Source organism: Caballeronia sp. 11_S32, from assembly GCF_056930355.1.
Window position 1 is genome coordinate 1575487 of sequence record NZ_JBXOWH010000003.1, and the last position, 26318, is coordinate 1601804.

Genomic DNA, 26318 nt, shown 5'->3' on the forward strand with positions numbered 1-26318 from the left:
CTCGTTTCTTTTTTCAGGGTATTTGGATCATGAAGAATCTGTTGCGTCCCATGCTGGTGATGTTCGTCGCGCTGACCATCGTGACCGGTGTGGTGTATCCGGCGGTCGTCACCGCGATCGGACAGGTTGCGTTTGCGCATCAGGCGAACGGCAGTCTCATCGAGCGCGATGGCCGCGCGGTCGGCTCGGAGATCATCGGACAGCAGTTCGATGCGCCACGGTATTTCTGGGGGCGCTTGTCGGCGACGACGCCGAATCCGTATAACGCGGGGAGTTCGAGTGGCTCCAATCTGGGGCCGACGAATTCCGCTCTCGGCGATGAGATCAAGGCGAGGGTTGCCGCGTTGCGTGACGCGGATCCTGGGAGCGGTGCTGCCATTCCCGTCGATCTCGTGACTTCCTCCGGCAGTGGGCTCGATCCTGATATCAGTCCTGCTGCGGCGGCTTTTCAGGTTTCGCGTGTGGCGAAAGCGCGGGGGATGTCGACTGCGGCGGTCGAGGCGCTGGTCGCTCAGGCCACTAGCGGACGGCAGTTTGGTTTGCTCGGAGAGCCCAGGGTTAATGTGCTTAAATTGAATCTTTCGTTGGATGGGGGCAGCGTGGGGGCGGTGCGGTGACGGTTTCGCCGGATCCCGTTGTGGTTGGCGCTACGCTTGATGCTGGTTTTGTCGCCGGATCCCGTTGTGTCTTTGGTGTATTAGCGTTGCCCCTATGCGGGGCGGCGGGTGGTTTGCCTGTGCTTTCGCCGGATCCCAATTTCGCGTCGGTTTATTAGCACTGCCCCTGTGCGGGGCGGCAGTCACTTTCTTTGCTGCTGCAAAGAAAGTAACCAAAGAAACAGCTTGTCCCATCCAAAGTGCTTCATGCCGGCCCCGGCACAGAAGATGGTATGTGGTCCGGCAGTAGCGAGTGCCCTCACAGGCCACACCGGGCGTGGACCGCGCACGGTCTGACGAGCTAGTTGTTTTGGCGCGCTGGTTCAGCACAAATAGCTCCGGCACAGCGCTACGCGCTGCCGTTGGGCGTGCAAGGGAAACCAACGGTGGGCGAATGCAGTGAGATGGAAGCCTTAGCAAGGAAGTGTGCGCCGACCCGATTGACCGGTCGGCCGCGAAGCGGGCTGGAGCTATTTCGCGCCTTACCAGTCAGTTGAGCGGCGCGATGTGGCAGACCGTGCGCGATCCAAGCCCGACTAGACCTCTGAGGGCACTCGCTATTGCCGGACCACGTACCATCTTCTGTGCCGGGGCCGGTGTGAAGTACTTTGGATGGGGATAGCTGTTTCTTTGGTTACTTTCTTTGCAGCAGCAAAGAAAGTGACTGCCGCCCCGCATAGGGGCAGAGCAAATAGACCGACGCGAAAACGGGATCCGGCGAAAGATGGATGCAGTGAGATAGAAGCATTAGTAAAGCGGCACACGCCGACCTGATGGACCGGTCGGCCGCGAAGCGGGCTGGAGCTATTTGGTGCTGAACCAGCAAGTGAAGTGGCGCGATGTGGCAGACCGTGCGCGATCCAAGCCCGGTTAGGCCTATGAGGGCACTCGCTACTGCCGGACCACGAGACTTCTTCTGTGCCGGGGCCGGCATGAAGTACTTTGGATGGGGATAGCTGTTTCTTTGGTTACTTTCTTTGCAGCAGCAAAGAAAGTGACTGCCGCCCCGCACAGGGGCAGTGCAAATAGACCGACGCGAAAACGGGATCCGGCGAAAGATGGATGCAGTGAGATAGGAGCATTAGTAAAGCGGCACACGCAGACCTGATGGACCGGTCGGCCGCGCAGCGGGCTGGAGCTATTTTGTGCTGAACCAGCAAATGAAGTGGTGCGATGTGTCAGACCGTGCGCGATCCAAGCCCGGTATGGCCTATGAGGGCACTCGCTACTGCCGGACCACATACCACCTTCTGTGCCGGGGCCGGCATGAAGTACTTTGGATGGGGAAAGCTGTTTCTTTGGTTACTTTCTTTGCAGCAGCAAAGAAAGTGACTGCCGCCCCGCATAGGGGCAACACAAATAGACCGACACGAAAGCAGGATTCCATAGAAAAGAGCGAACCAACCCAAACCAAGCGCCAGCAAAACAAGCCCCCCATGCCTCGCCCAACCCCCGACGAACTCCTCGACAAACTCCACCGCGAGGAAGAAAAACGCCAACGCGGAAGACTGAAAATCTTCTTCGGCGCCTCTGCCGGCGTCGGCAAGACCTTCGCGATGCTGCAAGCCGCGCGCCGCCGCCGCGACGAGGGCGTGGAGGTGGTCATCGGCGTGGTCGAAACGCATGGCCGCAAGGAAACGCTCGCGCTGCTCGAAGGCCTCGAAACACTGCCGCCCGCGCGCATCGAATACCGCAACCGGATACTCGCCGAATTCGACCTCGACGCGGCCCTCGCAAGAAAACCGCAACTGATCCTGGTCGACGAGCTCGCGCATTCCAACGTGCAAGGCTCGCGCCACATGAAACGCTGGCAGGACGTGCAGGAGCTGCTCGACGCAGGCATCGACGTCTACACGACCGTCAACGTCCAGCACCTCGAAAGCCTCAACGACATCGTCGGCCGCATCACCGGGATTCGCGTCTGGGAAACCGTGCCAGACCGCGTGTTCGATCTCGCCGATGAAGTCACGCTCGTCGACCTGCCGCCCGAGGAGCTCCTCGACCGCCTGCGCGACGGCAAGGTCTATCTGCCGCAGCAGGCCGAGCATGCGGTGCGCAACTTCTTTCGCAAAGGCAACCTGATCGCGCTGCGAGAGCTCGCATTGCGCCGCACGGCGGACCGCGTCGATGCGCAGATGCGCGAGTACCGCGCCGATCAATCGATCGAACGGATCTGGCGCGCGCGCGAGCGCCTCATCGCATGCATCGGGCCGGGGCCGGAAAGCGCCACGCTCGTGCGCGCCGCCGCGCGTCTCGCGGCCGCGCTCAAGGCCGACTGGCTCGCCGTCTACGTGGAAACGCCCAGGCTGCAACGCCTGTCCGACGAACTCAGAAAGCGCACGCTCGACGCGCTCAAGCTCGCCTCCGAACTCGGCGCCGAAACCGTCACGCTCGCCGGCGCGGATGCGGCCGCGACGCTCATCGACTATGCGCACATGCGCAACGTGTCGAAGCTCGTGGCGGGCGCGTCGGCGGCGCAGGGCTGGCGGCGCGTCATCGAGCGGCCGGTGAGCGAGCGCATCATCCGGCAGGGCTCGGATATCGACGTGACGCTCGTGTCGGCCGGCACGCGCGACGAGCCGCGCCGCACGCTCGCCGAAGCCATCGGCGCGTGGCGCGACGGCGCGCATTCGCCGCCGCGCGCCTATTTGCAGGCGCTCGCGATCGGCGCGGGCATCACGCTCGTCGCGGCCATGCTGGCCGCGCACCGGTTCGCGATCACGAACCTCGTGATGCTCTATCTGCTCGGCGTGATCTTCGCCGCGGTGCGGCTCGGGCGCGGGCCGGGCGTGATGCTGTCGTTTCTATCGGTCGCCGCGTTCGACTTCTTCTTCGTGCCGCCCGAGCTTTCTTTCTCCGTGACGGACACGCAATACCTGCTGACCTTCATCGTGATGCTGCTGACTTCGCTGACCATCAGCCATCTCACGTCGAGCCTGCGGCGCGAGGCGCGCATCGCGTCGCAGCGCGAGCGCCGCACGGGCGCGATGTACGCGATGACGAAAGAACTCGCCGCCGCGCTGATGACCGAGCAGATCATCGAGATCGGCACGCGGCACGTCGCGGAAGTGTTTCAGGCAAAGGTCGCGATGCTTCTGCCCGATGCCGCCGAGAAAGTGCGGCAGAAAGTGGGCGAGCCGAATCCGGACGTGACGCTCGACGCCGCGCGTCTCGATCTCGATATCGCGCAATGGGTCTACGACCAGCAAAAGCCCGCTGGGCGCGGCACGGAAACACTGCCCGCGAGCCAGGCGCTCTATCTGCCGCTGAAAGCGCCGATGCGCACGCGCGGCGTGCTCGCGCTTCGCACCGAGCGCGAGGCCGAGCTCGCGGTGCCCGAGCAGCGCCGCATGATCGAGACGTTCGCGTCGCAGATCGCGCTCGCGCTGGAGCGCGTGCATTACGTCGAGATCGCGCAGGACGCGCTCGTCAACATGGAATCGGAGCGCTTGCGCAACTCGCTCCTGTCCGCGATTTCGCACGATCTGCGCACGCCGCTCACATCGATCGTCGGGTTCGCTTCGGTGCTCGAGGAGCAGGCGCGCGAGGCGGGCGGCGGCCCGCAGGCATCGCGGGAACTCGTGCAGGCCATCCACGAAGAAGCGCTGCGCATGAGCGGGCTCGTCACGAATCTGCTCGACATGGCGCGCCTGCAAGCGGGTGCGATACGCCTGAATCGCCAATGGTCGATGCTCGAAGAGACCGTCGGCGCGGCGCTCGCCACGTCGCGGCGCGTGCTCGCGGGCCGGCCGGTGCGGGTGAGCGTGCCGGCGCATCTGCCGCTTCTGCAACTCGACGCCGTGCTGATGGAGCGGCTCTTCGCCAACCTGCTGGAAAACGCCGCGAAATACACGCCGCCCGGCACGCCGATACGGATCGGCGCGGCGCTGGAGCACGATGGCGACGCGCGCTTCGTGCGCGTCGCCATCGATGACGAAGGCCCCGGTGTGCCGCCGGGCATGCAAAGCCGTCTCTTCGACAAGTTCACGCGCGGAGAAAAGGAATCGGCGCAACCGGGCATCGGGCTCGGTCTCGCGATATGCCGCGCGATCGTCGAGGCGCATGGCGGGCAGATCGGCGTCGAGAATCGCGTGGATGCGAACGGGCGCATGCAAGGCGCGCGCTTCTGGTTCACGCTGCCCGCGAACGATGCGCCGCCCGAAGACGTGCCGCCCGACGAGGAAGTCGAATCGAAGTCGGCCGGGCCCGAAGCGTGACCGGAGACGGCGTCGATCGGCATCGCGGCTTATGATGTCGGCTCACGCAAAACACGCAATCGAACGATGAGCCAACCGACCCTGACCGGCGCACGCGTCCACCTGCGCCCGCTGCAGCGCGATGACCGCGCCGCCCTGCTCGAAGCCGCCGCCGATGGCGAGCTCTGGAATCTGCGCGTGACGGTCGTGCCGAACGACGACACGATCGACCGCTATATCGATACCGCGCTCGCAGGCCGTGAAGCGGGTACGGTGATGCCGTTCGTCATCGCGCGGGCGGATGATGGGCGTGTCGTCGGCAGCACGCGCTACTGGAAGATCGATCGCGTGAACCGCAAGCTCGAGATCGGCCATACGTGGCTCGCGGCATCGACGCAGCGCACGGGCATCAACACCGAGGCGAAGTATCTGCTGCTCGCGCACGCGTTCGAAGCGATGCACTGCGTGCGCGTGCAGTTCACCACCGACGAGCTCAACGAGAAGTCGCGCGCGGCGATCCTCGGCATCGGCGCGAAAGAGGAGGGCGTCGTGCGGCACGAGCGCATCATGCCCGATGGCCGCAAGCGCAACTCGGTGCGCTTCTCGATCATCGACGACGAATGGCCCGGCGTCAAAGCGATGCTGCTCGCGAAGCTCAGTCGCCGAGCGTAGCGCGGGCCTTCAATGTCTTCACGCGCGCTTTCATGAACGCGACGAAGCCGCGTGTCACCGTGTCATCGCGCTCGGCTTGCCATGCGAGACCGACGCGCCATCGTGCGGCCCGGTCGCGCAAGCTCAGCACGCGCGCATCGCGCAGCAGGTATTGCGCACGCGATGGCAGGAACGCCGCGCCCACCCCGCCCGCCACCGACGCCAGCACGGACTGGATGTCATCCGCTTCCTGAATTACACGCGGCACGAAGTCGTGCTCCGCGCACCAGCGGTCGATCTGCGCGGCGAGTCCCGGCCCGCGCGTGCGCGACAGCGCGATGAATCCCGGCTCGTTCAGTTCGTTCAGGTTCGCGGGCAGACGCTTGTGGCGCGTGTGCTCTGGCACGGCCAGCGCGAGCGTTTCGTCGAGCATGGTGAAACCCGACAGCCCGGCGCCAGCGGGCATGCGCATGAAGCCGACATCGAGCTTGTTCGCGAGGATGCGGCGCGTCTGCTCATGCGACGACAGATCGTGCAGCGTGATGCTCACGCCCGGATTGAGCGCGCCGAATTCCGCGATCAGCCTGGGGACATGCGTGAGCGTCGACAGACACAGTCCGACGCGCAAGAACCCGCGCGTGCCGCTCGCCGCTGCGCGCGCGCGGGCGAGCACGGCATCGGCGTCGCGCACGAGCGATTGCGCATCGGCGATGAAGCTCGCGCCGAAGGTCGTCAGGTCCGCGCCGTGACGGCCGCGTTCGAACAGGCGCGCGCCGAGGCTTTCTTCGAGTGCGGCGATCTGCTTGCTGAGCGCGGGCTGGCTCAGATGCAAGGCTTCGGCGGCGCGGCCGAAATGGCGCAGCTCGGCAATCGTCAGGAAGGCGCGCAGGAGTCGGAGTTCCATCTCGGGCTCGATTCCAATTGGTGATCGAATCGATCGAAACATTCATTTTACTTATCGATCCGCGAGCGTTTCAATGAGGTTATCTACTCGTTTTCGCCGGGGTTTCGCATGAATGCCGCTTCGTTTCGTGTCGCTGTGCTCGCGTTGAATTCATCGCATGAAGATAACGCGCGCAAATGCTCGCATATTGCCGCGCGACTCGCGCACGCCGCGCGTGAGGACGTGCAGCTCGCGGTGTTTCCCCAGTCGAGCATCAGCGCGCCGCACGAAGAAGCGCGCGCCGAGCCTTTCGACGGTCCTTCGATCGACGCGATCGCCGCCGCCGTCGATGAAACCGGCGTTGCGGCGGGCGTCGGCTGGCTCGAGCGCACGGAGGACGGACGGCTCTACGACAGTTACGCGATCTGCTTTGCGGGCGGCATGCGCGCGCGACATCGCAAGCTGCATGCGGCGCATCCGCGCCTTCACGGCGGCAACTGCTTCACGGTGCTCGATGCGCCTTTCGGTGTGCGGATCGGCATACTGATCGGCGAGGACAACGATGTCGTCGAGAATGTGCGGATGACGGCGCTCATGGGCGCGACGCTCCTCATCGCGCCGATGCGCGGCGACCGATCGCATCGCGCGACGCTCGCCGCGCGCGCAGCCGACAACGGCATGTACATCGCATACAGCCACGCGGCCGGCGAGGAGTCGATGATCGTCGGCCCCGATGGCCGCGTGCTCGCGTGCCGCGCGACGGCGCACGAAGGCCTCATCGTCGCGGACGTGAGCCCGTCGCTGGCCGAGGCGAGCATCGGCCAGCAGGCATTGGCCGCGCGCCGGCCCGATCTCTACGCGCCGCTCGCGCGTCAAGGCAATGCGTATCCGCTCACGCCGGAAACGGAACGCGCGAGGCCGCGCGGTTCGCTGCCGCTCAGTTTCGCGATGATCGGACGCAATCGCGCGATACGTTGAATCGATCCTCCGCACGGCATTTCTGTCCCGATACAATCGGACGAACGAATTGGCAGAACAGCCAGGGACGGAGGTTTCGCACATGGATTTGATCATTCGCCGCGCGGCGCTCGCGGACTCGCGCGAGCTTGTCGATATCGGCATGGAAGCGGGACGCATCGCCGCAATCGAGCCGCATCTCGCGGCCGCGGCGCGCGAGGAAATCGATGCGAACGGCTCGCTCGTCACCGCGCCTTTCGTCGACGCGCATTTCCACATGGACGCGACGCTCTCCTACGGCTTGCCGCGCGTGAACGCGTCGGGCACGCTGCTGGAAGGCATCGCGCTGTGGGGCGAACTGAAGCCCGATCTCACGCAGGAAGCGCTCGTCGAGCGCGCGATGCAGTATTGCGACTGGGCCGTCGCGCGCGGGCTGCTCGCAATCCGCTCTCATGTCGATGTCTGCGATCCGCGCCTGCTCGCGGTGGAAGCGCTCGTCGAAGTGAAGCGGCGCGTGAAGCCGTACCTCGATCTGCAACTCGTCGCGTTTCCGCAGGACGGCGTGTTGCGCAGCGCGGGCGCGTTCGAAAACCTGAAGCGCGCGATCGCGCTGGGCGTCGATGTCGTCGGCGGCATTCCGCACTTCGAGCGCACGATGGCCGACGGCGCGGCATCCGTGAAGCTCCTGTGCGAGTACGCGGCGGAGCAGGGCTTGCGCGTCGACATGCACTGCGACGAATCCGACGATCCCATGTCGCGGCACATCGAAACGCTCGCGGCTGAAACGCATCGCCTCGGCCTGCACGGACGCGTGACCGGCTCGCATCTCACATCGATGCATTCGATGGACAACTACTACGTCAGCAAGCTGATTCCGCTGATGCGCGAGGCGGGCGTGTCTGCTGTCGCCAATCCACTCATCAACATCACGCTGCAAGGGCGCTCGGACACGTATCCAAAGCGAAGGGGCATGACGCGCGTGCCGGAGCTGATGGCGGCGGGCATAGACGTCGCGTTCGGCCACGATTGCGTGATGGATCCGTGGTACAGCCTCGGCTCCGGCGACATGCTCGAAGTCGCGCACATGGGCCTGCATGTCGCTCAGATGACAGGCGTGGACGCAATGCGCGCATGCTTCGATGCGGTGACGAAGAACCCGGCGCGCATTCTCGGGCTGGAGGGCTATGGGATCGAAGTGGGATGCAACGCCGATTGCGTCGTGCTCGATGCGCGCGACCCGATCGAGGCGATCCGGCTGAGGGCGGCGCGCACGGCGGTGGTGAGGAGGGGGAAGGTGGTGAGCCGCAGTCCCGCCGTGCGCGCGATGCTTGCGCTGGAAGGACGGCCTTCGGAGGTCGACTTCAGGATCGACAGGCGATAGAGAGGCGGTTTTCTCGCGGAGAAACCCGGCCCGCACGAAACGCTCAGCGATTCAGTTGTTTCACTGCGCGGGCCTTCTCCGCATTCGCTTCCTTGAGTAGACGATAGGAAGCGTAGTACTTGTAGATGTTTCTCACGTAGGTCGTCGTCTCGATGCCGATCTTCTCGGCCACGACGACCTCCACGTTGTTGAACCAGACATCGGGATCGAAACCGCGCTCGGCAGCCAACTTGCGCATCTTCGCGATGTTCCCCGGCCCGGCGTTATAGCTGGCGAAGGCGAACAGCGGCCTGTCCACTTCGGAGAAATGGGCATCCTGGAAGTAGCGTGTCATCAGTTGGTCGAGGTACTTCGCACCCGCATGAATATTGGACTGCGTTAGCTTGATGTCGCCGACGTCGAGCGATTTTCCGGTAGCCGGCATCAGTTGCATGATACCGACCGCGCCGACCCGGCTCTTCGCGTCCTGATTCAGCTGCGACTCCTGAAATCCCTGGGCCGCGAGCATCAGCGGATCGAAATGGTATTGCTGGCCGTACTGGTCGAAGAAAGCCACGGTCTGTCTGAAGCGCTTGAGTTCCTCGGTCTCGGTGTTGTCATGGATCTGTTTGATCCCTTGCATGTACTGTTTGAGGCGCACCTGCGCGACGCTTTGCTTCTTGATGAAGTTGTCGTAAAAGTTGCTTACCACCGCCTGCAACTGAGGACTTTGCTTGCGGATGGCCCATCCGATCTGCCCGCCCTCACGCACCGCGATGTTGTCGTGCACCTTGACGTCCGGCAATAGCTGCTTCCACATGTTCGCCTTCCAGTCATCGACGACCAGGATCTGAACGATGCCGACGTTCAGCATCTCCATGGCGTCTTCATCCTCGAGCGCATCCGGCAATGGCACGAGGCGCATCGGGGGCTTGCCGGCCTGCTCGAAGCGCTTGTTGAGCGCGCTCAGACTGTCGAAATAGCTGCTGGAGCGGCGCACGTGCACGGTCTTGCCGCTCAGATCGTCGAGCGTCGAAAGAGCGGGTGACTTCGGACCGGTCAACACGAGTTCACGGGTCGGCTTCAGTCCATGCGCCGTGACGAAATCGACCTGTTTCAGGCGATCCGGAGTCACCGTCAGATTGCCCGCGGCGATATCCCCGACACCTTCCACGAGGCCGGGCAGCAACTTGTCGCGCGTGGAGGGGATCATGATGACCGTGATCGGGCGCTTGCCGAGGCGATGAGCATAGGTCTTGTTGAGGAAGCCTTCGAAGTCGCGCACGAAGTCCGCGGTCAACCCGCGCTCATGCCCCCGGTCATTGAAATACAGCGTGCGGCTGAACGGGACGAGAACGCGAATCATGCGTCGTTCGAGCATCGCGTCGAAATCGCCGCGCCAGGGCTTGTTGGTGAGATCGATCCGGCGCGAGGGGCCGGCACGAGGCGGCGCGGACGCTGCGGGCGCCGACGCCGACGAGGCCGGCGATGCCTGCGGTGCCGTCGCGCAAGGCGAGCTCCACATCAGGAGCGCAATGACGATCAGGCCCGTCGCCGGCCACGCGTGATGAAAATGCATCATATGCACCGTTGCGGCTCGTTTATCACGTCACGTCACGGCACGGCCGTCCGGCAGCGCGCCGTTCCCCGTTTCGGGTGATGAAGTGGAACCGCTCTGGAATTCGTCGATGACATCGGCCACTGCAAGGTGTCGGTCCAGCGCGCCGACCTGGTCTGTCACGCCCTCTTTGCGCAGGATGTCCCGCACCGCCGCGTGGGCTTCGACGAGCCGGAAGCTGATGCCCGCCGCCTGCAGTTCGGCGTGCAGGGTCGCGAGCATGCGCGCGCCGGCAAGATCGACGACAGGCGATGTCGAAAGATCGCAGATCACCAGTCGAGGCATCACCGGGTTCGCGCGAATGCTTTGCCATACCATCGCTCGAACGTGTTCCACGTTGAAGTAGAAGAGTGACGTTTCCACGCGGAACATCAGCACGCCCGGAATGGTCTCGTTGTCCGGATGGCGTTCGAGATCGGAAAAGCGGCGGGTGCCGGGAATGCGTCCGAGAATGGCGACATGCGGGTGCGCTGCGCGCCTGATGAGCAGGAGCATCGAGAAGACCATCGCCACGATCACGCCCTGCAGGATGCCGAGCAACAACACGGCGGCGAAGGCTACGCCTGCAATGAAGAACTCGTAGCGGTTGACTCGCCAGACGTGGCGCAACTCGCGCACGTCAACGAGCCCCTTCACGGCAACGAGCACGATCGCCGCAAGCACGACGCTCGGAAGATTGCGCAGCAGGTCCGTCAGGAACAGCAGGCTCAGGCCGATCGTCACCGAAGCGAACACCAGGGCGAGGGGAGTCCTCGCGCCGGCCTTGTCATTGACCGAAGATTGCGAAAGACCGCCCGCCACCGGATACCCCTGGAACAGACCCGCGGCCAGATTGGCGGCGCCCAGCCCGAGCAGTTCCTGACGCGGATCGATCTCATAACCGTTCGCCCGTGCGATGGCCCGCGCAGCCGACACGCTTTCGACGTAGGAGAGCAGAAGACACGCGAAAGCGAGCGGCACGATGCCGTCCACATCGCGCACGCGCAGACCCGGCAGTTGGAATTCCGGCAGGCCGCGCGGCAGCTGGCCCACGACCTTGAATCCCATGTCGCCCAGGGGCGTGGCCGAAAGCAACACGATGGACAACACGACGACCACGAGCGCGACCGGCCGGCCCGGAAGAAACTTCTCGCCGAGCAGCAGCAGGACGAGCGCGGCGATGCCGAAGGCAAGCACGGTGTAATGCGTTTGGGGCAACTGACGGGCGAGCACGAGGACGCGCTCGTAGAATTGGTCTCCGCCGCCCGGGACGCCGAACAGTTTGGGCAATTGCGTCAGTGCGATCGTGAGGGCAGCACCCGCCTTGAAGCCGAGAAGAATCGTCTCGCTGATGAAGTTGACGAGTGAACTCAGACGCAGGATCCAGGCCGCCAGGCACATGGCCGCGACGAGGATCGCGGTCAATGCCGCGATCGACGCGAAGCGAGCCGGGTCGCCGCTGGCCATGCCGGCAACCGTCACGCCGACGAGCATCGAGATCGCCGATGTAGGCCCGATCGCGAGCTGACGCGAAGAACCGAATACGGCGTATGCAACGCCGCCAGCCAGATAACAGTAGATGCCGTATTGCGGCGGCAGCCCCGCGAGCGTCGCATAAGCCAGCGATACCGGTATGCCGTAGGCCGCAAGGGTCACGCCGGCGACGGCATCGTGCGCGAGCCAGCGAGGCTGGTAGCCGTGCAGCCATTGCGCGATCGGGAACCTCGCGCGCGCACCGGCCCGGTCGGTCGACTTCGCGATATCGCCGGCCGGACTCATCTTGTCGCTCATGGCAACACCTCCTCCGGCCCGCCGGTCGGATTCACTAAGGGGCAGACCTCCTATTCCTCGATCGTCGCCTGGATCCGCCCTTCACGGATGGCGCGGACGAACGCGCGGTAGTCCCGCCGGTTCTGGGCGCTGTAATCGGTGGCGAATTCGGTGATTGCATCGTCGAAGGTCTGCCCCGAGCCCAGGTAGCCCGCGATCATCGCGGCATCGCCCGAGCGTGCGTGCGCCCGGGCCAGCGCGTGCGCGCACATGCGTGCGTACTGCCGCAGCAGACCCGCATCCAGATCGTCGATGAGCACGGACATCTTCATGTCCCGAAGCTGGCGGATGTAGAAATCGCGGCCGTTGCTGCCGCGTGTCCATCCGAGAAACACGTCGCTGGCGGCCTGCATGATGCGCTGGCCGGCGATCACGCGCTGGCCGTGATTGGGATGCCGGCTCTTGCCCGCATAAGGTTCGAGCACCGAGGCTCGCGCCTCCTTCACCTGCAGGAACAGCGGATCGTTGTTCCCCGCCATGAACAGGCCCACGGCGCACATCGTCCCCACGCTGCCCACGCCGACCACCTTGATCGCCAGATCGATGAAGCTGTAGCGGTTGAAGAGGGTGCGGACATGCTCGGGGAGGCTCTCTCGGTAGGCATCGATCGCCTCTGCATATCCCGAGGCAACGCCGGGCGCCATTTCTTCCTCCGGATGGAAGATGAGCGGCGGATCGTCCTTGATTCTCGGCAGCGTGCCCGCTTCCGAGACGAGTTTCGGATAAAGATGATCGGGGATGGTCTTGCGGCGCACATCATCCATGCGCTGCGCGATTCGCTTGCGCACCTCGGCCATGACGGCGGGATCGCCCGAGCGGTCTTCATACTTCTGCAGATCGATGCGGTCGTACCAGACATCGAGCGCCCTCATCGAGGCGTAGTCGCGCATCCGCTCGCGGTACTCGCGCACCAGCCCCGAGACCATTCGTGCGCCCTCGCTGGGGGTGAACGCCAGATGTTCCGCGGCGATCTCCACGCTCGCCGCCAGCCGTTTGAGATCCCACTCGAACGGCGCCGGCAGGGTCTCGTCGAGATCGTTGATGTCGAAGATCACGTTCCGCTCCGGCGTCGCGAAGCCGCCGAAGTTCATCAGGTGCGCGTCTCCGCACGCCTGCACCCGGATGCCGCTGGTCGGCGTGGTGGCGAGGTCGGCGGCCATCAGCGCGGCCGCGCCGCGATAAAACGCAAACGGCGACGCCGACATTCGCCCGAAGCGGACAGGGATCAGCCCCGTCAGGCGGCCTTCGTTCGATTCGATCAGGATTTTCACCGGGTCGACGCGCTTCTCGGCCGGCTTCCATCCGGCCTGTGAAGGGCGCGGCACCGAGTCGCGCAACGCGCGGCCCTGAGCGGCGCGGTCGTCGGCGGACTGGTAGGTGGTCTCCGAGTCGGAGCGCGCACGGGCATGCTTTGAATTCACTGCTTTATCCATGTCCGCTCCAGTCGGAAACACGGCGTGCTTCGCGGCGCCGACGCGAAGTGCGAGCGCCGCGCAAGGGTGTGCTGATTGCCGGCTGTCCCGTCATCCCGTCGCCATTGCGACGATGCCGGACTCAGCGCAAATGCCCGGCGTGTCATGAAGCCTATGCTTGAAGACTAGGTATATCGTTGCCTTGAATCAAGAGATAGACGCGGCGTAGCGAACATGCGCGCGCAAAGTGTCTTCTCGAGCCGATCATCTGCACGGCTGACCGGCTCGAGATAAGTAAGCCCGTTGTTACCGGCAAAGTGCTCGATGTCGACGGATGGCTCCCGTTTCGTGCGGGAACGCCGCGCGCGGCCGATGGCCGGATTGCCTCAGTCGACCCTGAGCACTTTCATCGATGTGGAGACGAACATGAAATTCGATTACAAGCACTTTAGTATCGACGCTTCGTGTCTCGAGGAAGGCGGCCGCTACTATGCCCGCGCGAAGATATTCCAGCGCACGTCGGCGGCCGACGATGCACGCGAAGTGAAATGGTCCGGCGACATCGGCGACTACCGGAGTGACGCCGATGCGGTCGAGGCCGCGCAGCGATGGGCGCGTCAATGGTGCGACGAGAACGAACACTGATGCGGGACGCCCGGAAGAACCAAAGAAAAACCCCGGCCCTATGGACCGGGGTTTCTCGCTAAAGCCAGGCGCCTCAATGCATCGCCTGTCCCGACATCCCGTTATGACGCAGCAACGCGTCGATATCCGGCTCCCGCCCACGGAACGCCTTGAATGAGTCCATAGCCGGACGGCTGCCGCCCACTTCGAGAATCTCGCGGCGATAGCGCGTGCCCGTCGACACATCCAGCACCGAGCCGTTGCCGGCCTTCGCGGCTTCCTCGAACGCGGCGTACGCATCGGCGGACAGGACTTCGGCCCACTTGTAGCTGTAGTAGCCCGCCGCATACCCGCCCGCGAAGATATGGCTGAAGGTGTTCGGCCAGCGCGAGAACGGCGCCTGCGGGATCACATGGAACTTCTCGTTGATCGTGCGCGCAAGGTCGTTGACGTTCTGGGTCGCGTTCGCGGGATCGTAGGACGTGTGCAGCACCATGTCGAACATCGAGAAGACGATCTGGCGCAGCGTGCCGAGACCGCTCTGGAAGTTCTTCGCGGCGAGCATCTTGTCGAAGAGCTCGCGCGGCAGCGGAGCGCCCGTGTCGACGTGCGCGGACATGTCGGTCAGCACGTCCCACTCCCAGCAGAAGTTCTCCATGAACTGCGACGGCAACTCGACCGCATCCCATTCCACGCCGTTGATGCCCGATACGCCGAGCTCGTCGACGCGCGTCAGCATGTGATGCAGGCCGTGTCCGAACTCGTGGAACAGCGTGATGACTTCATCGTGCGTGAAGCACGCGGGCTTGCCGCCCACCGGCGCGGAGAAGTTGCAGGTGAGATACGCGACCGGCGTCTGCACGCCGCCTTGCGTGCGCTTGTGACGCGAGCGGGCGTCGTCCATCCATGCGCCGCCGCGCTTGCCTTCGCGCGCGTAGAGATCGAGATAGAACTGCGCGACGAGCGTGCCGTCCTTGTTCTCGACGCGGAAGAAGCGAACATCAGGATTCCACACGGCCGCTTCGTCGCGGCGGATCGACACGTTGAAGAGCGTCTCCGTGACCTTGAACAGGCCCTTCAGCACGGCTTCCTGCGGGAAGTACTGCTTCACTTCGTTCTCGGAGAACGAGTAGCGCTTCTGACGCAGCTTCTCGGCCGCATACGCGATGTCCCACGGCTGCAGCTCGGGCATGCCGAGCTCGGTCGCGGCGTACGCGCGCAGCTCCATCCAGTCGTTCTCGGCGTAAGGGCGGGCGCGCTTCGCGAGATCCTCGAGGAACGCGATCACTTGCGCGGGCGATTCGGCCATCTTCGGCGCGAGCGACACTTCCGCGAAGTTCTGATAGCCGAGCGTCTTCGCTTCTTCCTCGCGCAGCTTCAGATGCTCGACGACATTCGCCGTGTTGTCCCAGTCGGCACGGCCATCGCCATAGGTTTCGCCGAGCTCGGACGCGCGCGTGACATACGCGCGATACATCGCCTCGCGCATCGGGCGATGCTCGGCATACTGCAGCACCGGGAAATACGACGGGAAATGCAGCGTGAACTTCCAGCCTTCCTTGCCGTCGCGCTGCGCGGCTTCGCGGGCGGCTTCGATGACGTCGTCGGGCAGGCCGGCGAGATCGCCTTGCTGCGTGACGATGTACGCGTAGGCATTGGTGGAATCGAGCACGTGATCGGAGAACGCCTTCGAGAGCGCCGCCTGCTCTTCCTGCAATTGCGCGAAGCGCGGCTTGCGGTCTTCTGGCAGTTCGGCGCCCGAAAGACGGAAATCGCGCAGCGAGTTTTCGAGGATCTTCTTGCGCTCGGCGGACAAGCCGGCGAATTCCGGTCCGGCGGCGATCGCCTTGTACTTCTCGTAGAGCGCGAGGTTTTGACCGACGCTCGCCGAAAATTCAGTGACGCGCGGCAGGTTTTCCGCATGCGCGGCGCGCAGTTCGGGGGTATCGGCAACGGCGTTCAGATGGCCGATGACGCCCCACGCGCGGGAAAGCTTTTCCGATTCCTGCTCCAGGCCCTCGACGACGTCCTTCCACGTCGCGGGCGTATCGGGCGCGCTCGCGCGGTCGACGGCGGCTTTCGCATCGGCGAGCAGCACGTCGAGCGCCGGCGTGACGTGAGCGGGCTGAATCTCGCCGAAGCGCGGGAGATCGGAAAAATCGAGCAGCGGATTGGCCGCCGCCGTAGTGGACGTGTTATCGCTCATGGCTCTCCCGTTCTGGTGTTGGGTGAAGCGCAGGCGGGGGGATTGCACCCGGCATCCGGGCACCCCGCGCCGGCTCTCCTCGAGATTATTGGGGCGGGCGGGGCAAATTCCAATGGATTGTTTTAAAGGGGCCGATTAGCCGGGCCCCTTTGCGCAGGCCGCGAGACGATTTATTACGCTCGTGCCGCGCGTTCGGCCGCCTCGATCGTGTTGACGAGCAGCATCGTGATGGTCATCGGGCCGACGCCGCCCGGCACCGGCGTGATATGGCCGGCCACTTCCTTCACGCCCGCGAAATCGACGTCGCCGCACAGCTTGCCTTCGTCGTTGCGGTTCATGCCGACGTCGATCACCGTCGCGCCCGGCTTCACCATGTCGGCGGTCACGATGTTGCGGCGGCCGACCGCGGCGACGATCACGTCGGCGTCGCGCGTGTGCTTCGCGAGGTCGCGCGTCTTGCTGTGGCAGATCGTGACGGTCGCGCCGGCTTCGAGCAGGAGCAGCGCCATCGGCTTGCCGACGATGTTCGAGCGGCCGATCACCACCGCGTTCGCGCCTTTAAGGTCGATTTTGTGCGCCTCGAACATCTTCATCACGCCGTAGGGCGTGCACGGGCGAAACAGCGGCTTGCCGGTCAGGAGCGCGCCCGCATTCGCGACGTGAAAGCCGTCGACGTCCTTCGCGGGGGCGATCGCCTCGATGACCTTGTGGCTGTCGATATGCGCGGGCAGCGGCAGTTGCACGAGAATGCCGTGGATCGACGGATCGGCGTTGAGCTTCGCGATGTGCGCGAGCAGTTCGGTTTCGGAGAGGGTCGCGGGGAAGCGGTCCATCACCGAGTGCAGGCCGTTGTCGTGGCACGCTTTCACCTTGTTGCGCACGTAGACTTCGCTGGCGGGATTGTCGCCGACGAGCACGACGGCGAGTCCCGGCTTGTGTCCACGTTCGGTGAGGGCGGCGGCGCGCGCGGCGACATCGGCGCGAAGGGTCTTGGAAAGGGCGTTGCCGTCGATGAGTTGGGCAGTCATGGCGAATCGGATCGAGGATGGGCGAGGGCGCGCGAGGGCGTGAAGCCGTCGCCGTGCCCGCCGCTCTGTGCGGCCGCGGTGCGCGGCGCTCGCGCATGTTGCCGGGCGCTCGATTTCGACGATCTTCGATAACCGCGCCCGTGAGAAGGGCGAAATTATACCGCCGGGCGCCTTCTCACGTTCCGATGCCCCGTTCCCGGTGCGTCGCCGCCCCTACGGCGAGACCTGTTGCCACGACGAATCCGGGTCGAACGACTGGATGGCCGCCGCGCGTTTCGTCGATGCGGGGCCGAGGTCCTTCTCGTAGACCTGCCCGTCCTGATTGACGATGAAGGTCATCACGCCGGTCTCGCCGTAGCGCGCGGGCGCGGCGATCAGGCCGAAGCCCTCGGTCAGCTTGCCGCCCTGCGTGAAGTGCTTCGCGCCGCCTTTCGCATGCGGGCCCTGCGCGGTCAGGACGCGGTAGTGATAGCCGTAGTAGCCGTCCGCCGCGCTCGGCTTGTTCGGCATCATCGCCGCGAGCGGTCCGAGCGGACTGTCCGGCTCGCCGGCCGCGGTCTTCCAGTAGAGGCCGTCGTGCTTGCCGGGCGTGGAGACGAGGCGGTCGGCGTAGTGGTTCATCGCCTGGTGATAGTCGCTTTGCGCGGCGATGTACGCGAGCGCGACCTGCATCGCCGAGCGCTCGTTGCGGCCAATGCGCCGCGTGAGCACTTCGTCGCGCGCGGCGCGCATGTCGAAGCGCCAGCCGTTCGCGACCTTGATGAGCGGAATCGGCAGCGTCCAGCCGCTCGTGCCCGCCTCGATATGCGCGGCGGGATGGCCGTCGACCGGCTGCGGATCCTCGACAATGCGATGCTGCTGCGCCCACGCGCCGAGATACGCATAGATGTCCTCTTCGCCGATGCTGCCTTCCGGCACGTAACGGCCGTGGTCTTTGCCGAGCACCTTGGCGAGCGCGGTTTCGTCGTTGCTCGCGATGGCGTCGGTGAGCGCCTCTGCCGCGGCTTCGGCGGTGGGATACACGGCCTGCGCGCGCGCGAGCGATGCGCCGAGCGCGAGCGAAGCGGCGATGATCGCGCACAGGACTGGCTTCTTCGATGAGGCGAATGCTTGCATGTCGGGCTCCTGGTTCTGGCGTGCGCCGCTCGCGCGGCGTTTGACGATGGACGCGCTCATCAACGGCGAAAACCTCCGCCACCGCCGCCGCCTCGCTGGAACCCGCCGCCACCGTGCTGAGCCCCTCCGCCTCCGGCACCGAGCCCGCCGCCGTGCTGAACCCCTCCGCCTCCGGCACCGAGCCCGCCTTGCTGCTGCCGCTGAACGCCGCCGCCTCCCGCGCCGCCCTGATGCTGCACGCCGCCGCCGCCCGCGCCGGGCCGGTTCTGCGCCTGATTCGCGTACGACTGCCGGCTCGCCTGTCCGCGCTGGGTGTCCTGCCGCGCACCGTTGCCGTCGCCCGCGCCGCGCAGCGCGTTGTCGCGGTTCACGTCCTGCGAGCGCTGCTTCAGATCGCTGGTGTCGCGCGCGTTCGGCCCGCCCTCCTGACGGATGCTCTGCACGCGCTGGCTCGCCGGCTCGTTGAGGTTCTGTCCCGTGCGCTGCTGCAGGGTCTGCGCCGCCTGCGCGCGCGCATCCTCGCGGCCGCGATACTGGTTGGCGTTCGCGCCGCGATTCGCGCTGTTCAACGTGTTCTGCCGGTTCGCGACATTGGTCCGGTTGAACTGCGGATCGTTGCGGTTCCAGCGCACGTTGTTGCTGTTCGAGCTGATGCGGTTGTTCACGTTGATATTGTTGTAGCGGTTCACGTTGACGTTCACATCGCCGCGATTCCAGTCGCAATTACCCCACAGCGAATTCGCGACCGCGATCCCCGCGCCGAACGCAAGTCCCGACATGAACCCCGACGCGATCGCGTAGCCGGGCGGCGGCGGCACATAGACCGGCGGATACGCCGGATACGGCCACGTGCCGTAGACGACCGTCGGGTTGTACGTCGGCACGTAGACCACTTGCGGATTGGCCGGCTCGATCTGGATCGTCGTGGTGCTGCTGCTCGGCGCCTGCTGCACGACGACCTTCTGCTGCTCGGTCGTCTTGAGATTCCCCGCGCTCTGCGCCGCGCGCCGCAGACGCTGCACCGAATCCATCACGTCGCTCGGCTGTGCGATGAAGGCGTTGCCGAGCTGTGTCACCCAGTCGATCTTGGAGGCCATCGTCTCGAGCGCCTGCGGGAATGCGACGAGCGACTGCACGCTCGGATCCCACGGCTCCGACTGCACGGCTTTCACGGCATCGTCGCCCTTGACGTTCGGATTCGCCTTCGACCACGCGGCCGCTTCGCTGATCTGCGATGGATACGTCGACGCCATCAACACCTGCGCGAGCAGCGCGTCGGGATAGAGCGCGACGGGCGCGGTCAACGCATCGAGTTGCTGGTTCGTGAGCTTCTGGCCGGCTGGCGCGTTGGCCTGCGCGAGCGCGTCACCCGAATACGCCGCGAGAAGCGGCATCGTCGCGAGCGTAGCGGCGAGCGCGATCGCTCTCAATGTGCCGATACGCGAACCAATGACACGAATTCGTTTCGACATCGAATCCCCCGTACAAGAGCCGGCGTGATTCAGCCAATATCACTTTTCACTTCGGCCGACAACGGGACTTTGAAGGGAGGCAGACGCGGGCGCATTCGCTCGGGAGCGCGCCGGTAAAGGCGCGGCCGGCATGACGATGCCGGCCGCGAAGGGAGAGGATGCAGCGGTTACTGTTGCGGCTTGTTCGACAGCGCGAGACGCAGCAGATCGGCGACGGTGTTCACGGAGAGCTTCTCCATGATGTTCGCGCGATGCGCTTCGACCGTCTTGATGCTGATGCCGAGATCGTCGGCGATCTGCTTGTTGAGGCGCCCGGCGATGATGCGCTCGAGCACCTGATGCTCGCGCGCCGTCAGCTTGCCGAGCCGCTCCGCAGCGGCGCGCTGCTGCTGCACGCTGGTGCTTTCGCTGCGCGCCTTTTCCAGCATGCGCTCCACGAGCTTGCGCAGTTCGGCTTCGTCGAAAGGCTTTTCAATGAAGTCCATCGCGCCTTTCTTCATGGTCGAGACGGCCATCGGCACGTCGCCATGACCCGTCACGAAGATGATCGGCAGAAGCGAGTTTTCCGCGATGAGCTTCTCCTGCAGCTCGAGACCCGTCATGCCGGCCATGCGCACGTCGAGGATAAGGCAGGAGATCGCGCCGGAATGGGAAATCGGCAAATAGACGTCGAGGAACGATTCCGCGCTGGAGAAACACTGAACGCGATAGCCGTTTGCTTCGAGCAGCCAGCGCAAGGAATCACGCACGGCTTCGTCATCGTCGACGACGAAGACGGTTTCCTGGGTGGTGACTGTGCTCATAGTTCTCCCGTAACTGTTTGTTGTCTCGTATGTTCGTCCTGCGCATCCGTGCCGCCCGTGTCCGACGAGCCGCCCACCTCGCCGATCGGCAGGCTGCAGTGGAAGGTCGCGCCGGTCACGTGGCCGTCCGCTTCGACGTTGTTGACCACCCAAAGGCGTCCGCGATGCGACTCGATGATCGAGCGGCAGATGTTCAGCCCCATGCCCATGCCGTCGGACTTGGTGCTGTAGAACGGCTCGAAGAGGCGCTCGGCGGTGGCTTCGTCCACGCCCGGACCCTGATCGACCACGCTGATGCGCACGAACCCGCCGTCCATGCGTTGGACGACTACGCGTATCACCGGATCGACGGCGTTTGGTTTCGCATCATGCATTGCCTCGGCCGCGTTTTTCAACAGGTTGACCAACACTTGTTCGATCAAAACCGGGTCGACGTAGATCACCGGCATGCGCGAGCGGATTTCGGTGAGGATGCGGATCTTGCGTTTGCGCGCCTCGATCTCGGCGAGACCGACCGCGTCCGCGACGATATCCGCGACGCGCGCGGCCTGGCGCTTGGGCTCGCTGCGCTTCACGAACTCGCGGATGCGCTTGATGATCATGCCCGCGCGCACGGCCTGCTGCGCGGTCTTTTCGAGCACGGGAAGCAGCGTTTCCTGCGTCATGCGGCCGGACTTCACCATCGCGACGCAGCCCGAGCAGTAGTTGTTGATCGCGGCGAGGGGCTGGTTCAGTTCGTGCGCGAGCGACGAGGCCATTTCGCCCATGGTCATCAGGCGGCTCGTGAACTGCAGCTTTTCTTCCTGCTGATGCGCGAGCTCCTGCGCCTGCTTGCGCTGCGTGATGTCGGTCGCGATCTGCATCTGCGCGAGATGGCCGTCGACCCACTGGATGTACTGGCGGCGCACCTCGAACCACTTCTGGATGCCGTCGACATAGACTTCCTGCGCATCTGCCGAGCTCTCTGTGAGCGCGGTGGCGGGCAGGCCCGCGTAGGTGTCGACCATGTCGATGGTGTCGGACGAGCTTTGCGCGCTGCCGTCGAACGCGGCGCCCGCGAGCTCCAGATGGCCGTCCGGTCGAATGCCGAAGAGATGCCGGTAATAGCGGTTCGCGAAGAGCAGTTCGGCTTCGTCGGCGGCGAGCACGGAGACGGCGGCGTCGAGGCTTTCGAGCACCGTGGTGAAGCGTTCGTGCGCGGCGGCGAGTTCCTCGCGCGCGCGCTTGGGCTCGGTGATGTCCGTCATCGACGACATCCAGCCGGTCTGACGGCCCGAGCTGTCGATGAGCGGCGAGACGTACAAGCGCGCGTGAAAGAACGAGCCGTCTTTGCGGCGCACGCGCAGTTCGAAACCGGAAGAGGGCGCCTTGCCGCGCAAGGTCATGTCGAGCTGACGCTGCATCTCCGGATACGCATCGCGTGGCCAGTACGGGAACGGTGCGTTCTTGCCGACGAGATCGCTTTCGTCCCAGCCCGTCATGCGGCAGAACGCCGGATTCACGTGCGTGATCCGGCCGTGCATGTCGAGCACGCGCATGCCGATCAGCACCGAGTTCTCCATCGCGCGGCGGAAGAACGCTTCGGCGTAGAGCGCCTGCTGCGCCTCGAAGCGCTGGCGCGTGTGCTTCCAGAGGCTCCACAAGCTCCACAGCACGAAGCAGGACAAGCCGGCCACGAGCCACACGAGCGTGTTATTGGTGAAGTTCGTGAGCTGCGGATACGAATACACGCGCACCGACAAGCCCTGGCCCGGCGGATCGAGCGGCAGGTCGTAGAACATGTCGCGCGGCAGGCGCGGGCGGCTCGACGTGGTCGCGAGTTCGCGGTTATTCAGATCGGTGATGGAGATCTTGTACTTCGCCGACAGTTCGCTGGGAATGTCGTGCTTGAGGATGCCTTCGATCGAGAACACCGCGGCGATGGAGCCGAGAAACTCGCGGTCGCGAAAGACCGGCGTCTGCAGCGTGATATAGCCGTTGCCGAGGTCGTCGTAGAGCAGTGGCGAGTAGACTTGGCGTCGGGTGGTGCGCGCTTCGTCGAATGCGGCCTGCACGGCTTCGTCCATCTGCGTTTCGTTCGGCTTCGCGAGGCGCGATCCGAGCACGGGCAGCGGCGTGTTGGGCCAGCGCGGCTTATGCTCGCTCGTGTACCAGTTCATGTAGAGGATCTCGGGATGCCCCTGCATGATGTCGGTGGACGAGGTCTGGAAGGTTTGCGGGTCGCCGTGGCCGGTCGCGAGATCGCGCGAGAGCGCCTGGATCTGCTCCTGCGCGCCGGTCATCGACAGACGAATCTGCTGCTGCGCCCACGCGACATTCCGGTAAAGCGTGTCTTCCTGTTGCTGTTGCTCGCGCCGGTTGAGGCTCCAGAGGATGAGACTCATCACGACCAGAAATACCAGGATCGAAATGAGCGGCGTGAGTAAATAGGAGTTCGACCACCACGGTCCGTGGTGCCAGCGGGAGGGCGAGGCGTCGGTCGGCTTGCGCGCGGACCTCGCCGAGCGTTTGATCAGCCGTTCGGTCAACATGGAAGCGATTGTAACGCAGCACCTGATTGTTAATTGGCGTAAAAAGACGGTAAAGAAGGCTCGATTTCAGGGAAAAGGAGGAGAAACATCTGAACAAAAAAGTGTTATCGGACGGTGCGTTGCAGCAATTTTTCGCATGGTGAGATGTACTCTCATGATTTGAAAAATTCCTTGCGTCATGGTCTGGACCCTCTTTAGAATTGCCGGCACGCGGCCAGTGCCCGCCTTCGATCGGGCGTGCGCCGGCGGTTCTCAGAGTGTTCCTCACATCAGGAGACGAGCATGTCCGCTGTACCCGACGAAGTTCTCAAATATGTCGCCAACGCCAAGGACGACGATCCTCAGGAAACCGCCGAGTGGCTGGACGCGCTCGATGGCGTGATTTCCGCGGTCGGTCCCAATCGCGCGCACTACCTGATCGAGAAACAGATCGAATTCGCTCGCGTACACGGCGAGCACCTGCCGTTCTCGGCGAACACGCCGTACATCAACACGATCCCCGTCGCCTCGCAGTCGAAGATTCCGGGCGATCAGGACATCGAACACCGGATCCGCTCGTACACCCGCTGGAACGCCATCGCCATGGTGCTGCGCGCGGGCAAGGACACGAACGTCGGCGGCCACATCGCGTCGTTCGCATCCGCCGCGACGCTCTATGACGTCGGCTTCAATCACTTCTGGCACGCACCGTCGAAGGATCACGGCGGCGATCTCGTATTCGTGCAGGGCCACTCTTCGCCGGGCGTGTACTCGCGCGCATTCCTGCTCGGCCGCCTGACCGAGAAGCAACTGAACAACTTCCGCCAGGAAGTGGGCGGCGAGGGCATCTCGTCGTATCCGCATCCGTGGCTGATGCCGGACTTCTGGCAGTTCCCGACCGTGTCGATGGGTCTCGGCCCGATCATGGCCATCTATCAGGCGCGCTTCATGAAGTACATGGCGGCGCGCGGCATGGCGAAGACCGAAGGCCGCAAGGTCTGGGCATTCCTCGGCGACGGCGAGACGGACGAGCCGGAATCGCTCGGCGCGATCGGCATGGCTGGCCGCGAGCGTCTCGACAACCTCGTGTTCGTCATCAACTGCAACCTGCAGCGTCTCGACGGCCCGGTGCGCGGCAATGGCAAGATCATTCAGGAACTGGAAAGCGAGTTCCGCGGCGCGGGCTGGAACGTCATCAAGGTGATCTGGGGCAGCCGCTGGGACGCGCTCTTTGCGCGCGACAAGACCGGCGCGCTGATGCGCCGCATGATGGAGGTCGTCGACGGCGAGTACCAGACGTACAAGTCGGAGTCGGGCGCGTTCGTGCGCGAGCACTTCTTCAACACGCCGGAGCTGAAAGCGCTGGTCGCCGACTGGTCCGATGACGACATCTGGAATCTGAACCGCGGCGGTCACGATCCGCACAAGATCTACGCGGCTTTCGACGCAGCGACCAAGACGAAGGGCGCGCCTACCGTCATCCTCGCCAAGACCATCAAGGGTTACGGCATGGGCGAGCATGGTCAGGCGATGAACATCACGCACCAGCAGAAGAAGCTGCCGATCGACACGCTGAAGAAGTTCCGCGATCAGTTCCGTCTGCCGCTGACCGACGAGCAGATCGCCGACGTGCCGTACCTCACGTTCGAGGAAGGTTCGAAGGAACTGGAATACATGCGCCAGAAGCGCATGGACCTCGGCGGCTATCTGCCGACGCGCCGCGAGAAGGCGGAATCGCTGCCGGTGCCGGCGCTCTCCGCGTTCGAGCCGCTGTTGAAGGGCACGGGCGAAGGCCGCGAGATCTCCACGACGATGGCGTTCGTGCGGATCCTCAACATCCTCCTGAAGGACAAGGCGCTCGGCAAGCGCGTCGTGCCTATCGTTCCGGACGAGTCGCGCACCTTCGGCATGGAAGGTCTGTTCCGCCAGATCGGCATCTGGAATCAGGAAGGCCAGAAGTACGTGCCGGAAGATTCCGACCAGCTGATGTTCTACAAGGAATCGGAAACCGGTCAGATCCTGCAGGAAGGCATCAACGAAGCCGGTGGCATGTGTGACTGGATCGCAGCCGCGACGTCGTACTCGACGCACGGCGAGATCATGATCCCGTTCTACATCTTCTACTCGATGTTCGGCTTCCAGCGCATCGGCGATCTGGCATGGGCCGCGGGCGACATGCGCTCGCGCGGCTTCCTGCTGGGCGGCACCGCTGGCCGCACGACGCTCAACGGCGAAGGCCTGCAGCACGAAGACGGCCACTCGCTGCTGTGGGCGGCGTCGATCCCGAACTGCGTGAGCTACGACCCGACCTTCGGCTACGAACTCGCGGTCATCATGCAGGACGGCCTGCGCCGCATGGTCGCGGAGCAGGAGGACGTGTACTACTACATCACGGTGATGAACGAGAACTACGAGCATCCGGCGATCCCGCAGGGCGATGCCGTGGCTTCGGACATCATCAAGGGCATGTACGCGTTCAAGAAGGCCGACGCCGCCGGCAAGGCGCACGTCCAGCTGATGGGCGCGGGCACGATCTTCAACGAAGTGATCGCCGCCGCCGAACTGCTGAAGAGCGACTGGGGCGTCAGCGCCGATCTCTGGAGCGTGCCGAGCTTCACCGAACTGGCCCGCGACGGTCAGGCGTGCGAGCGCTACAACCTGCTGCATCCGACCGAAGAGAAGCGCCTGCCGCACGTCACGGCGCTGCTCAAGGACGCGAAGGGTCCGGTGATCGCATCGACGGACTACATCCGCGCGCTCGTCGACCAGATCCGTGGCTATGTGCCGCAGAAGTTCGTGGTGCTCGGCACCGACGGCTACGGCCGCTCGGATACGCGCGAAGCGCTGCGCCACTTCTTCGAAGTCGACCGCTACTGGGTGACGCTGGCCGCGTTGAACGCGCTGGCCGACGAAGGCACGATCGAGCGCAAGGTCGTCGCTGAGGCGATCAAGAAGTACAACCTCGACCCGTCCAAACCCAACCCGATGACCGTCTAAAGGCATCGCCCCCGTGTGTT

General features: G+C 64.5%; 17 protein-coding genes. 7 read left to right on the plus strand and 10 right to left on the minus strand.

Annotated features, from left to right (window positions below):
• Positions 1-29 precede the first annotated feature (29 nt).
• The 3 genes from kdpC (at position 30) to AC1Z32_RS18925 (ending at position 5524) form a co-directional block, all read left to right on the plus strand.
• Complete coding sequence (gene kdpC / locus AC1Z32_RS18915; RefSeq protein WP_483480044.1) at positions 30-617, plus strand: potassium-transporting ATPase subunit KdpC; 588 nt, start codon at positions 30-32, stop codon at positions 615-617.
• A gap of 1475 nt (positions 618-2092) precedes the next feature.
• Positions 2093-4873 carry a DUF4118 domain-containing protein gene (locus AC1Z32_RS18920; RefSeq protein WP_483480045.1) on the plus strand — a complete coding sequence of 927 codons (2781 nt, stop codon included), beginning with the start codon at positions 2093-2095 and terminating at the stop codon, positions 4871-4873.
• Positions 4874-4939: 66 nt separating this feature from the next.
• Positions 4940-5524 (plus strand): GNAT family N-acetyltransferase, encoded by a 585-nt coding sequence (locus tag AC1Z32_RS18925; RefSeq protein WP_483480046.1) that lies wholly within the window; start codon positions 4940-4942, stop codon positions 5522-5524.
• On the opposite strand, the gene AC1Z32_RS18930 is transcribed toward AC1Z32_RS18925, so the two are convergent.
• Positions 5508-6407 (minus strand): LysR family transcriptional regulator, encoded by a 900-nt coding sequence (locus AC1Z32_RS18930; protein WP_483480047.1) that lies wholly within the window; start codon positions 6405-6407, stop codon positions 5508-5510. The two genes, AC1Z32_RS18925 and AC1Z32_RS18930, sit on opposite strands and share 17 nt — an antisense overlap.
• 108 nt (positions 6408-6515) lie before the next feature.
• Between AC1Z32_RS18930 and AC1Z32_RS18935 the strand changes: the two genes are divergently transcribed.
• Complete coding sequence (locus AC1Z32_RS18935) at positions 6516-7364, plus strand: nitrilase-related carbon-nitrogen hydrolase (protein ID WP_483480048.1); 849 nt, start codon at positions 6516-6518, stop codon at positions 7362-7364.
• Between the two features lie 82 nt (positions 7365-7446).
• On the plus strand, positions 7447-8724 hold the full coding sequence (locus tag AC1Z32_RS18940) for an amidohydrolase family protein (RefSeq protein WP_483480049.1): 1278 nt from the start codon (positions 7447-7449) through the stop codon (positions 8722-8724).
• Positions 8725-8767: 43 nt separating this feature from the next.
• Here AC1Z32_RS18940 and AC1Z32_RS18945 read toward each other — a convergent pair whose 3' ends face one another.
• The 3 genes from AC1Z32_RS18945 to AC1Z32_RS18955 form a co-directional block, all read right to left on the minus strand.
• The gene (locus AC1Z32_RS18945) at positions 8768-10228 is read right to left on the minus strand and encodes an MltF family protein (protein ID WP_483481682.1); all 1461 of its coding nucleotides are present in this window, start codon (positions 10226-10228) and stop codon (positions 8768-8770) included.
• 84 nt (positions 10229-10312) lie between these two features.
• Positions 10313-12091: a SulP family inorganic anion transporter gene (locus AC1Z32_RS18950; RefSeq protein ID WP_483480050.1), complete on the minus strand. Its 1779-nt coding sequence runs from the start codon at positions 12089-12091 to the stop codon at positions 10313-10315.
• Between the two features lie 50 nt (positions 12092-12141).
• Positions 12142-13563: a DUF2252 domain-containing protein gene (locus tag AC1Z32_RS18955; protein WP_483480051.1), complete on the minus strand. Its 1422-nt coding sequence runs from the start codon at positions 13561-13563 to the stop codon at positions 12142-12144.
• A 405-nt stretch (positions 13564-13968) separates the two neighbouring features.
• On the opposite strand from AC1Z32_RS18955, the gene AC1Z32_RS18960 reads away from it, so the two are divergent.
• Positions 13969-14187 (plus strand): hypothetical protein, encoded by a 219-nt coding sequence (locus AC1Z32_RS18960; protein WP_483480052.1) that lies wholly within the window; start codon positions 13969-13971, stop codon positions 14185-14187.
• 73 nt (positions 14188-14260) lie between these two features.
• Here the strand turns inward: AC1Z32_RS18960 and AC1Z32_RS18965 are convergent, their stop codons facing one another.
• The 6 genes from AC1Z32_RS18965 to fixL form a co-directional block, all read right to left on the minus strand.
• Positions 14261-16372 carry a M3 family metallopeptidase gene (locus tag AC1Z32_RS18965; RefSeq protein ID WP_483480053.1) on the minus strand — a complete coding sequence of 704 codons (2112 nt, stop codon included), beginning with the start codon at positions 16370-16372 and terminating at the stop codon, positions 14261-14263.
• A 173-nt stretch (positions 16373-16545) separates the two neighbouring features.
• Positions 16546-17400 (minus strand): bifunctional methylenetetrahydrofolate dehydrogenase/methenyltetrahydrofolate cyclohydrolase FolD, encoded by an 855-nt coding sequence (gene folD / locus AC1Z32_RS18970; protein ID WP_483480054.1) that lies wholly within the window; start codon positions 17398-17400, stop codon positions 16546-16548.
• Between the two features lie 213 nt (positions 17401-17613).
• On the minus strand, positions 17614-18516 hold the full coding sequence (locus AC1Z32_RS18975; protein ID WP_483480055.1) for a DUF2950 domain-containing protein: 903 nt from the start codon (positions 18514-18516) through the stop codon (positions 17614-17616).
• Positions 18517-18575: 59 nt separating this feature from the next.
• Positions 18576-19988, minus strand: a complete 1413-nt coding sequence (locus tag AC1Z32_RS18980; protein ID WP_483480056.1) for a DUF3300 domain-containing protein — start codon at positions 19986-19988, stop codon at positions 18576-18578.
• A 167-nt stretch (positions 19989-20155) separates the two neighbouring features.
• Entirely contained in the window at positions 20156-20791 is a 636-nt protein-coding gene (fixJ, locus tag AC1Z32_RS18985) for an oxygen response regulator transcription factor FixJ (RefSeq protein WP_014190971.1), read from the minus strand.
• On the minus strand, positions 20788-23322 hold the full coding sequence (gene fixL / locus AC1Z32_RS18990) for an oxygen sensor histidine kinase FixL (protein ID WP_483480057.1): 2535 nt from the start codon (positions 23320-23322) through the stop codon (positions 20788-20790). The genes fixJ and fixL overlap by 4 nt, the downstream gene beginning before the upstream one ends.
• Positions 23323-23604: 282 nt before the next feature.
• On the opposite strand from fixL, the gene aceE reads away from it, so the two are divergent.
• Positions 23605-26298, plus strand: a complete 2694-nt coding sequence (gene aceE / locus AC1Z32_RS18995; RefSeq protein ID WP_483480058.1) for a pyruvate dehydrogenase (acetyl-transferring), homodimeric type — start codon at positions 23605-23607, stop codon at positions 26296-26298.
• Positions 26299-26318 lie beyond the last annotated feature (20 nt).